General features: G+C 57.8%; 7 protein-coding genes and 5 pseudogenes. 6 read left to right on the top strand and 6 right to left on the bottom strand.

Annotated features, from left to right (window positions below; all coding sequences use genetic code 11):
- Window positions 1-475: 475 nt before the first annotated feature.
- Window positions 476-1,183 carry an IS6 family transposase gene (locus M3I54_RS42465; RefSeq protein WP_375541875.1) on the bottom strand — a complete coding sequence of 236 codons (708 nt, stop codon included), beginning with the start codon at window positions 1,181-1,183 and terminating at the stop codon, window positions 476-478.
- Between the two features lie 220 nt (window positions 1,184-1,403).
- Here M3I54_RS42465 and M3I54_RS42460 point away from each other — a divergent pair.
- From M3I54_RS42460 to M3I54_RS42435, 6 genes and pseudogenes are all read left to right on the top strand, one after another.
- A pseudogene (locus M3I54_RS42460) lies at window positions 1,404-1,706 on the top strand (transposase); the annotation flags it as partial.
- Between the two features lie 145 nt (window positions 1,707-1,851).
- A pseudogene (locus M3I54_RS45600) lies at window positions 1,852-1,929 on the top strand (IS6 family transposase); the annotation flags it as partial.
- 418 nt (window positions 1,930-2,347) lie between these two features.
- Entirely contained in the window at window positions 2,348-4,027 is a 1,680-nt protein-coding gene (locus tag M3I54_RS42450; RefSeq protein ID WP_254320778.1) for a class I tRNA ligase family protein, read from the top strand.
- On the top strand, window positions 4,024-5,238 hold the full coding sequence (locus M3I54_RS42445) for an MFS transporter (protein WP_133190577.1): 1,215 nt from the start codon (window positions 4,024-4,026) through the stop codon (window positions 5,236-5,238). Before M3I54_RS42450 ends, M3I54_RS42445 begins: the two co-directional genes overlap by 4 nt.
- 67 nt (window positions 5,239-5,305) lie before the next feature.
- Window positions 5,306-6,640 (top strand): lysine N(6)-hydroxylase/L-ornithine N(5)-oxygenase family protein, encoded by a 1,335-nt coding sequence (locus tag M3I54_RS42440; protein ID WP_133190575.1) that lies wholly within the window; start codon window positions 5,306-5,308, stop codon window positions 6,638-6,640.
- Complete coding sequence (locus tag M3I54_RS42435; RefSeq protein ID WP_133190573.1) at window positions 6,637-7,857, top strand: PhzF family phenazine biosynthesis isomerase; 1,221 nt, start codon at window positions 6,637-6,639, stop codon at window positions 7,855-7,857. Before M3I54_RS42440 ends, M3I54_RS42435 begins: the two co-directional genes overlap by 4 nt.
- A gap of 88 nt (window positions 7,858-7,945) precedes the next feature.
- On the opposite strand, the pseudogene M3I54_RS42430 reads toward M3I54_RS42435, so the two are convergent.
- The 5 genes and pseudogenes from M3I54_RS42430 to M3I54_RS42410 all read right to left on the bottom strand — a co-directional run.
- Window positions 7,946-8,185 (bottom strand): annotated as a pseudogene (locus M3I54_RS42430) (IS6 family transposase); the annotation flags it as partial.
- A gap of 127 nt (window positions 8,186-8,312) precedes the next feature.
- Window positions 8,313-8,492 (bottom strand): annotated as a pseudogene (locus M3I54_RS42425) (IS5/IS1182 family transposase); the annotation flags it as partial.
- 401 nt (window positions 8,493-8,893) lie between these two features.
- Window positions 8,894-9,223: a hypothetical protein gene (locus tag M3I54_RS42420; protein WP_254320801.1), complete on the bottom strand. Its 330-nt coding sequence runs from the start codon at window positions 9,221-9,223 to the stop codon at window positions 8,894-8,896.
- Window positions 9,220-9,768: a hypothetical protein gene (locus M3I54_RS42415; protein ID WP_254346244.1), complete on the bottom strand. Its 549-nt coding sequence runs from the start codon at window positions 9,766-9,768 to the stop codon at window positions 9,220-9,222. The genes M3I54_RS42420 and M3I54_RS42415 overlap by 4 nt, the downstream gene beginning before the upstream one ends.
- Before the next feature lie 379 nt (window positions 9,769-10,147).
- A pseudogene (locus M3I54_RS42410) lies at window positions 10,148-10,326 on the bottom strand (IS256 family transposase); the annotation flags it as partial.

Here is a 10,326-nt window from a genome sequence, read left to right as displayed (position 1 = left end):
CTAACGTGACAATGTCGACATACGTCGTCGGGAGTTGGACAAACAGGACGACCACTCACACAATTGATCGTGCATCGTCGGCTATTCTTGTGATTTCAAGCTGGGGAACCGGTGGCGCATAGTTTGCTTGATTATAGTGCCTTCAGGTGCGTTCCGCAGCCGGAGATCCGTAGCGCTTCCGCTACGCTCTGTTCAGATTTTCACGAATGGCCCAAGCGCACGGCGTTGTCACGTTAAGGTATTCGAGACACAAGAGCGTACAGGACGTGCATTTGCCCAGAAATTGGACGGAACTTGGGTGAGAGAAGCGATGCCACCCGGCAAAGCGTGCGGCGAGCTGTTTGCGATAGAGTGATGCACGCAGTGAATGTCGCTTGCGCGCGAAGTGCTGGCGAATCGGACCGAAGCTCGATAAGGGGGCTCCGGTGCAAATAGGCGGTGTGTACGAGATTTTTGTTATATAGAGGATACCTCATCAAGCAGACAGGACGACCTCCCAGACTGCGGGCGCAGTGGTATCTTTGAGGCCGAGCTTCGCGAGGCCGAATTGGCCCTTGCGAATGCGATGTACCAACTCAATACCAGAGAGAGTGATCGCTGCGTTCCTGAAACGCTTGAAGCCGAGCATGACTTTCGTCCGGGACTTGATGCTGCGGTGGTCCTGCTCGACCAGATTATTGAGATATTTCGAGGATCGGACCTTCGTGTCCTCAGGCAGCAAGCCATCGGCCTTCATCTCGCGCACGGCGCGGTGCGAGGCCGCATAGCCGTCAAGCGTGATGATCTTCGGTGGCTGGCCCTGATGTTTGATCGCCTTCCTGAAAAAGGCTTTTGCCGCCTCCACGTCGCGCTTTGCACGGAGCATGAAGTCAATCGTCTGGCCCACCCGATCCACCGCCCGATAAAGATAGACCCACTTGCCGCGCAGCTTGAGATAAGTCTCATCAACACGCCAGGACTGGCCGGTGGGCCTGCCGAAGCGATTCCACCGTTTGACGAACTCCGGTGCAAAGCGCCGCACCCAGCGCAGGATCGTCGTGTGGGCCAGCGCCAGACCCCGTTGCGCCATCATTTCGACCAGATCGCGCAAGCCAAGCTTGTAGCGCAGGTACCAGCGAACACACAGAATGATCACATCGCGGTCAAAGTGACGGCCTGCAAACAGTTCGTCCAGGCTCTTCAGCTTGCTCATCGTCGGTTCTCAATTCGTTCAGCCCGACACCTTAACCGATTCGCCCCCGCCCTATTTGCACCAGAGCCCCCTTGGGCGACCAAAAACGAAGGCTGCGCGGCGTACGCCGCTCTCCCGTGAGCCGGGTCGACGCACTGATTTTAGGCACCGCCAGGTTGTCGAGGGGCCCATGCTGGTTCTGTCACGCCAAGGCACTGAGCTAATTGTTGCTCGACCACGGGAGAGCCTGCTGGCTTTCTACGACTTCCCGGCCGAACACTTGCAGCACCTGCGCACAACAAACGCGATCGAGTCGACGTTCGCGACGGTGCGCCACCGTACTACACGTACGCGCAACTGCGTGTCGCGACCGACCTTCCTCGGTCTGGCGTTCAAGCTGATCGAGGAAGCCGAGAAAACCTGGCACCGGATCAACGGCCCCGAACAGATCCAGCTGTTGCTGGAGGGCATTGCCTTCCAGGACGGCGAGCCGGTGCAAGACGATCAACCGGGTCAGCAGAAACTCGCCGCTTGACGTCGCCCGCTATCAACGCCCATACACCAGACTTGACCTCATCTCCTTATCGCGACACTACCAATCTGTGTCCAGAAAAATCCGGGCCGTGGCAGATGGGGCTCGCAGACAAATTCGATCCCTTCAGAAAACCCGCAATCAGTTTTCAGTGGATCATTCAACCGAGCATCGTTGGGCCCTCAAGCTGCTGGCGGCGCTGGAAAAATCGTTTCGCAGCGCCAAGGGCTTCAAGGATGTTCGGTGTGCGCTTTCGAGCACCGTTTGTCTCGAAACCGCCATTTCCAACATCCGTCGGCGCGAATGGAAGAAATGCGTCACGCCAGGCACTGCTGACCAGGCTCCGTTGGAACAGTCTTACTCGCATGCAGCGCCAGCAACATTCTGGCTCTACGGACCCTCGTGAACCTGCTCACCGGATTTTTCCACCGCGCGACTTACCGTCCGAAATGGCAACGCGCAAGCCATCGCAGTTCAGTGAGTTCCACGACGGCTGCGCCCGACGCGCCTTGCTGATCGATGCACATATCGTGGCGTCGGCCCAAATATTGCGTATGCTTTTCCTTGTGCAATAGGAGTGGATATTGACCTATCTGCAATTTACCAGCGCGGTCAAATAATCCTGCGCAACGTTGGTTACCTGAATGGGAGACCTGATGCGGAATGCAATTGGATTTGTCGGGTTAGGTGATACACGCACGCCGCTGCGTAAAATTGTTATTTCGCCCGTGAATTTGACCGCAAACGGACGCGCACATCTTGGTCACGCGGGTGGTCCCTTTTTGCGAATGGATATCCTCGCACGCGCCTTGCGTCGTAGCGGACATGATGTTTGGTACGGACTCACTACGGACGGCTTCGAAAATCATGTCGTTGCGAAAGCGACGCAGCTCGGAGAACATCCGGCAACGATGGCCGCGCGATTTCATGAGCAGATCGGGACCGATTTGAAGGCCCTCGATATTCATCTCGACAGGTTTGATGATCCCGTTCATCGCACCAACATCGATACGTTTTTTGGTGTGCGGGAAGCACTGATGCGCAGACTGGGACAAAGCGACCAAGTCCAACTACGCGACGAACGGCTGCCTGTTGACGATGCGTTGCCTTCCACAGCACCTATAGAGGACCGGTTTTCCATCGGCGCCTGGTTGGCCGCATGTTGTCCTAACTGTTTGAAGCCGGCCGGCAGCTTCTTTTGTGAAGCTTGCGGCATGCACTTCGAGCCGTGGGATGCGGTAAAGCCCGTTTCACGACGGGGAACAATCACTGAGTGGGTAGAAAGCAAGTCGTACTTCCTGAACATGCGGAATCCGACCCAGCTAACTGTGCAATGGGAGCAAATGCACATCGAGGCACCGTTTGCGCGTATCGCGCAACGATACGTCGATCGGTGCGGGGGCACCATGCGATTGACGTTGCCCGGGCTCTATGGCGTTCCATGGCAAGCCGATGCTTGCGTGAATCGTCAGATTCTCTTTAGCTATTCCGCAGGCTGCTATACGCACCATCTCTACTGCGGTGAACGGTATGCACAAGAGCGCGGTGTGGCGAATCCCTTTTCGCATGGGAGTGACACATTCCTGATCGGCTCGACGGGGATCGACAATACAATTCCGGTGCTCGTCGGGGTCACGGGTTGTGCGCTTGCGCAGGAAAATTTTCGTCCTTTCGACAGCGTGAACTTCAACTACTTCCTCAAGCTGAACGGCAGCAAGTTCTCGACTAGCCGCGGCCACGTAATCTGGGCTGGTGATATCGGAAACATAAACGGCATCAACACGGATGCGCTGCGCGTGTACCTCTCCGAAATATGTCCCGAGGAAGAGGAAACAGATTTTCGTGTTGGCAACATGCTTGGCCGTCACAATCATCTCGTCTCAACGGTCGGGACGCTCGTTGCAAGCGCCTGCGCCACGATAGTCGAAAATCCGGCTTTTCGCGGCGAGCCGGCATTCGATTCGTCGCTGTTCGCGAGGCTCGTCGAGCTCTATGGTGAGCAAAGCGCCGCGCTGTCACCCGACAAGCTGCGGGTTTCGCTGGCGTCAAAGCCGCTTATGGCATGGCTGGATCTCGCCAACGAAGCGCGCACGCCAGCCACGGCATATACGTGGCTCAAAGGCCTCGCATTCCTGGCTGCCCCGCTGATGCCGCGCACCGCCGACGCCATCTGGGTATGGCTTGGACATGCCGAAACTCCATCGGCATCCGCTTTTCCGGAAACCCGTCAGATACCGGATGCAAAGGCGCCCAATCTCCACGAGTCGCGAATGTTGCATGAGCATGATCTTTCCAACTGCCTTCCTGCGAGCATGGACTCATGAGTGCACCCGCCGAACTGCCTTCCGCGCTCAAGGCCACCGCGTTCATACCGTTCCTGGTTGCGAGCGCTGCGCTTGCGGCGGCCTATGGGGCAAGTTTTCTGCTGGCCGACTATCTGCGCGCAAGCGGGCTCGACGTTTCAATGGCGGGCACCGTGATTTCGAGCGGCATCTTCACCATGATCATCAGTTCGCTGTTCGCCGGCTGGATAGCGCAACGGATCGGACTGATGTCGACGATCATCGCAGCTGCCGGGGCGATGTCCGCGGCGATGCTCGCGTTTGGGCTGACACGCGTCGATTTGAGGATTGCCTTCGCCGGTGGACTGTTGCTGGGTCTAGGTTGGTCGGCGTTCAATATCCTGGCGCCGCTCCAGATCATCCACCACTTGAAGCCTTCAGCGCGGATCAGATATTTGACGCTTTTGTCAGGCGCCCAAATGGCAGGACTCGGATTCGCTTCACCTACTGGCCATTTCCTCGCGCACCGATTCGGTTCATTTTACGTCGTTTATATCGGTTTGGCTTGTGTCTGCCTTTCTGCTGCCGTCGCACTCGCGATAGTCCGGAAGCTTATGCAAGGCACGCCGCACTTATCGATGGCAGCGGTTGGCATCACACCTTCCCAGGCCGCATCGGTCTTGTGCTCGACCACCCGCATGCCCATTGCGATGATCGGACTTGCCGCCTGCGCTTTTGCGGGGCTTTCGACTTACCAGACGGCGTACGCAGAATCTCGACACCTGCCCGCGGAACTTTTCTTCCTGACGTTCACCTTGACGACCGTAGTATGCCGGTTCACGCTTGCGCCAGCAATCAGCAGGCTGCCTGTTCGCAAGCTCGCGTTCGCGCTGTTCATCGCCACACTCGCCGCGCTAGCGCTCTTCATCTGGAACCGCAGCAGCTCAATTGTCTATGTAATCAGCGCCTGCGTTTTCGCCATAGGCTATGGACTCACCTATTCGACCTTGAACAGCATGGCTGTCAATCTTGCCGGCGACGCGGAATTGTCCGTGCCGGTCACTTCCCAAGTCTTCACGATCGCGTACTTTGCCGGCGTGTTTGGCTTTCCCTACATCGCTGGAATGCTGGTCGCTCACGGCGGGATCAATCTCATGCTGACGGTAACGCTTGCCATTGCCTCCGTAAACGTCCTGTTGCTAGCCCGAATCCACTCGGGAAGCCCGCGGCCCGCGGTGACGACGCACTATTGATGTCAGAGCCGGTTTGACTGCAGGTAGTCGAGCATTCCAAGGTAAATTTTCGTCGCGAGGTCGTCAAATGAGCAGAGAGTCTGTCGTCGCCGTTGGTGCAGGTCCAGCAAACCTGAGTCTCGCTGCGCTTGCGTATAACCAGCGTGAGCTTGCCGTGACTGTATTTGAGCGAGCACTTGAGCCTGCGTGGCATCCAGGATTGATGGTCGACGGGGCACTGATGCAGACGAGTTTCCTGAAAGACCTTGTCTCGCTTGTCGACCCGACCAACCCATACTCGTTTCTTGCGTACCTGAAGGACCACCGGCGCCTCTATCGAGCCGTCGTGTGCGGGTTGGACCGTATCACGCGGCAGGAGTTTCAAGATTATCTGAAATGGGCTGCCATGCGGTTGCCCAATATCCGCTTCGGCACGGCCATCAATGAAATCGACCTAGATCGCGATTCATTTTGCGTGCGTGCCAAGGAAGAAACGGTGCGCACGAAGACGGTCGTCATCGGTGTGGGCCGGGAACCGTTCATTCCTGACTTCGCACGCCTAATTCGCGGAAAGAACGTTTTTCATAGCGGCGCATTCCTGAATGAAAAGCGGAATTTTTCAGGTTCGAGCGTGGCGGTGGTAGGCGGCGGCCAAAGCAGCGCCGAAGTCGTCAGCGCGCTACTGCGCGGGTTACATGGAGAACCGGCATCGATTACGTGGGTGTCGCGTCGGCCAAATCTGTTTGCCCTCGAAGACAGCCCATTCGTCAATGAATGGTTCTTTCCCCAACACAGCATGTGGTTCCAACGGTGTTCACGCGAGGCGCGTGAACGATTTCTGATGGGGCAGGAACTGGCGGGCGATGGCGTCAGCGCCTCGACGCTTCGGGAAATCTATCAGCTCTTGTACGAGCGCGAAGTGGCGCATAAGGCAAGGCCGGGCGCCTGCGAGATACGGATCGATTCGTCGGTCGAGGCAATGAGTCTCGACGGGCCTGGTTATTTGTTGACAGTGCGTGACCGCGTGAACGGCGATGTGATGCACGCATATGCGGATGTCGTCATTCTCTGCACAGGGTACAGATCCTCGCTGCCGCGGTTACTCGAGCCTTTACGAAGCCGGCTGTCGTTTGTGCAAAACACATTAGGAGATACGGAGCTTGAGATACGCGATGATTTTTCCGTGGTCCTGGATGGGCCGCTCGGCTGTCGGCTCTATCTGCAAAACGGTGCGCGCTCGCAGTATGGGGTCGCAGATCCCTACCTCAGTCTGCTTTCATGGCGCAGTGCGCGAATCTTGAACGCCATTCTCCGTATGGAGCGCTTCGATTGCGGTGTAATGAGCGGTGCTATCACGTGGTCAGGCGAAACCTTGGCGGCGTCGCGGAAGCCATCGCAAGAGATGACGGAGAAAATTTCATGACTCGAAAGCACGGCTTCACCACGATAGATCTCGCCGGAATGTCTCATGCGTCGTTGCCGCCGGAGCTGCAGAAGGCGCCTAACGTCGTCCATGCATTTGCTGATGACCGTTTTAGTGGCAATCCCGCGGGCGTTGTTATCTTGCGTGAATTTCCTCCGGCCGAGCAAATGCAAGCGGCGGCTCACTATGCGAAGCTGCCGACCACTGCCTTTGTGGCACCGTCATCGGACCACGACGAACTCGCGTGCTTCGACATACGATGGTTTACGCCTAGTGCCGAGCTCGAGCTCTGTGGGCACGCGACGCTCGCGGCGGCGCATTGGCTATTTACTCGAGGGGAAGTGCCGGGCCACGCGCTGACGTTCGGATCGAGGAGCGGCGTGCTTGCTATCACGCGCGCTGGCGATGCGATCACCATGAGCTTCCCTCGCATTCTCAGCGTCGCCGCTGACAGGGCGACGGCGCGCACCGTGTCGGACGCGCTTGGTGTGCCGCTGGTCGAATGCCGGCGTGCTTATGATGATCTGATTGCCGTGGTCGCGGAAGAGTCTATCGTCACGCGCTTTGTGCCGGATTTCGCTGCAATTCGCGGCCTTGAATGTCGTGGCGTCGTGCTGACCGCACGTACCGATCCAAACGGTTCGCTCGCGGAATATGACATCGTGTCGCGGTTTTTCGCGCCTGAGATTTCCATCGACGAGGATCAGGTGTGTGTGTCCGCGCATTGCAAGCTTCAGCCGTACTGGTCCGAGCGCTTGGGCCGCTCGAGTCTGCGTGCGTTGCAAGCCTCAGCTAGCGGTGGGCGGCTAGGACTGGACGCAAGGGGCGATCGCGTCTTAATCGAAGGTAGCGCGCGCTTCGGAGATATTGACGGCATTCGACATGGAACGGTTGCGTGCGGCCCCGTTACCACCTGTGCTATCGGTGTGACCATGCGTGAGTTCGATGGCTTGGCGAGCGAACATTCCAAGGCGCCTTTCCGGCTTGCGTCATTTCGCGTCGCTCCCGGTTGCGCCACCGTTGCGGAAGCGCATGACGTGGCAGAACTTTGGCATCTCTCCAGGGGACATGGTCGTGCGGTAGTCGACGGCCGGAGCATCGAGTTGAAGGCAGGCGACTCGGTTCAATTCGCCCCTCGAGAGCGTCACCAGTTGCACAACGTCGGAGATGAGGCTATAGAGGCCGTTTCGATTTGGTGGGAGGTGCCCCGATCATGACCATGTGCTTCGATCTTGTCGTCGTCGGCGGAGGGCTTTGTCACGTTAGAGAGAAGACAAGGCAATGCTGGCAGGGGCGATCAGTCGCTCAAAAAGCGGTAGACGGATTTTGGGTGAGTACGGTGAAGCGATGCCACGCAGCAAATCGCAAGGCGAGTTGTTAGCGATAGCTTGAAGCCGGTAGCCGATGTCGCTTGAGGGCAAAGTGCTGTCGGATCGGGCCGAAGTTCGACAGGAAAGCTTGAGTACGCTCGGGCAGGCGGAAGCCCCGCATACGCCGTTCGCGTTCCCGGGTTGGCTGATGACTATTCTCGGCACGGTTGTTGACGCGGATCGTCAAGCGCATGCCTGTGCGCAATGTGCTGGACGTACTCGCCAATATCGAGCACTGGACGCATTTCACACGACACTTTGGTCCGTTAAGCGGCAATGATCCCAAAATCCGTGACGCCGAACAGCCTGGGAGACGTCGCCGGTCGACCCTTGCGCGATACAAAGCTTTCGCTCATTGATGCGCCAAGTCGCTCCCAGTTGATGAGGTCGGCCAAACGTATCAACGGATGCTTCAGGTTGATCTGTTCGCGCAGCGGTTGGCGGAAGAAATCTCCCTCCGTCACAGGCGTCTTCGGACCCATCCTCACCTCATCGAAAAATGCAGGATTCTCACGTTAATGTGCCAGGTTCCTGAAGATCTCACAACACCATTTCGGCCTCAAAGCTCCGCCGCACAAGGCTCTCCGAATTGTTCAGGTTCGACTAGTTATCGTGTATTGCTCTGGCCCAGTCGGGTTGCCAAGGCTGAGGGTCGTGCCGAGCACGTCCTCTGGCGGATACATGTCCGCATACGGCATTGCAGGCAACAGTGGAGCGCCGAACGGGTCTCCAATCGTCGTCCCGACGTAGTCTGCGAATGCGGCCGCGTGATAGCGGCCGTGCCAGTTCTCAATCCAAAACCCGCGCTCGCCACCCTGTCTCATCGTAATTGACGCATCGACTCGGGCGTCACCGATGAAGAATTGTTCGATCGTATGCTCCTTCATCCCCTTGCGAGCGAATCGTAGTCCACCGGTAGCAGGTAGGTTTCGAATGATGCGATGGAGCCATTCACGAGCTCAATACTACGATTGGCGAGCGCGAGCGCAATTGCCCCCGATGGATTACCGATCCGGATATTGGTCGACGGATTATTTGCACCGGGTGTCCCGAGTGTGAACGGATCGAACCCGCTGATGATGATTCGCGTAGCGCCCTTACCCGGCTGGAAATGGACGGCATATTGTCCGCGCGATGCGCGTTCCAGCACGCACTGGAGCTGTAAGCGGTTGAGCGTTACCTGCGCGGCCCACTGGCGCAGTATCTGTGTCATGAGCGCGCCCAGCACAACATGCGGTCGTCGCTGCGCGGTTGGGCGCCACTGACAGAGCGCCCCTGCACTCGATCGACAGCAGCCTTCCATAATCCTTCGCCAGCGATCTTCACAACGTGCTCCGCGCCCCCAGAGAACCGTTTTGCGTCGGCCCCACAGAGCTGCTTCGAGAAGTCAGAACCAAAGTGAGCGAAGCCCGATGCGCCGAGAATCTGGTCCGCGAACGGCATTGAGTTGCCCGGCAACACACTGAAGAACCGTTGCTCCTCATACCATGGCGTGACTCTCGTAATCCTGCAACCGGCGGATGGCGGGTGCGACTCTGCCGGTGGAGGATTCTCGTCGAATGGTGGAACCAGCGAGGCCGGCGGATCGAGTGGCACATTAGTTTTGTGAGCGGCTGCCCCAACGGCAATCGGCTCGTTTGGATTGCTCGACGAGGAAAGTGCGACGGCAGTAGCAGACGCAACCCCGCGGTCATCTTCGCAACCGTTCTGGAGCAACGCGGCTGCACACAATACGGAGACCAGTACGGCGTTTTTCATTCGTTTGCCCCTTCTCCGGCTGCGCCGAGCGACGCCGCTGTAGCCGGCCGGGCCGGGAGCGTCTGGGTACAGTCACCGTCAAAATATGGCCCGCCAACGCGCCGCCAGAACAGATTGGGTTCACTGGGCGCGCATGTTATGCGGACGTGATGACCCCACGTGTAGTAAGTACCATCGTACTGCGCGCCCGCCGGCTCGCTGGCAAAAGCGAGCACAGCTAATGTCAGCCTGTATTTTGGCATGCCTAATCCTTGCAAAGCTCGCGCGTTGCGACTACGAAGCGTAGATCGCCGTTATTGCCATCGAGTAGGGGAGTGTCTGAATTTTTGTGTGCAAGGCAGATAAAAGCCTGCCGTCTGGCAGGCTCATCAATTGCATTCTACAAATGATTTCTGGTGAAGCGATCCTCGTAGAGGATCGCGAACTGGTTCATCGCGGCTTTCCAGTCATGCGCGGCACGGCTCCAGTCAGCCGTGATATTGCGCAAGGCCAGCCAGAGCAGTTTGGTCGCGGCCTCGTCCGTCGGGAAGTGCCCACGCGTCTTGACGATCTTGCGTA

The organism is Paraburkholderia sp. CNPSo 3274 (genome assembly GCF_024206475.1).
Taxonomy (GTDB): domain Bacteria; phylum Pseudomonadota; class Gammaproteobacteria; order Burkholderiales; family Burkholderiaceae; genus Paraburkholderia.
The sequence above is the reverse complement of the archived record's forward strand: the minus strand, read 5'-3'. Positions and strand labels throughout refer to the sequence as shown.

What these genes read in the sequence shown, in the direction of transcription:
- M3I54_RS42450 (WP_254320778.1), top strand. Translation starts at nt 2,348, where the DNA reads ATGGGAGACCTGATGCGGAATGCAATTGGATTTGTCGGGTTAGGTGAT.
- M3I54_RS42445 (WP_133190577.1), top strand. Translation starts at nt 4,024, where the DNA reads ATGAGTGCACCCGCCGAACTGCCTTCCGCGCTCAAGGCCACCGCGTTC.
- M3I54_RS42440 (WP_133190575.1), top strand. Translation starts at nt 5,306, where the DNA reads ATGAGCAGAGAGTCTGTCGTCGCCGTTGGTGCAGGTCCAGCAAACCTG.
- M3I54_RS42435 (WP_133190573.1), top strand. Translation starts at nt 6,637, where the DNA reads ATGACTCGAAAGCACGGCTTCACCACGATAGATCTCGCCGGAATGTCT.
- M3I54_RS42420 (WP_254320801.1), bottom strand. Translation starts at nt 9,223, where the DNA reads ATGACACAGATACTGCGCCAGTGGGCCGCGCAGGTAACGCTCAACCGC.
- M3I54_RS42415 (WP_254346244.1), bottom strand. Translation starts at nt 9,768, where the DNA reads ATGAAAAACGCCGTACTGGTCTCCGTATTGTGTGCAGCCGCGTTGCTC.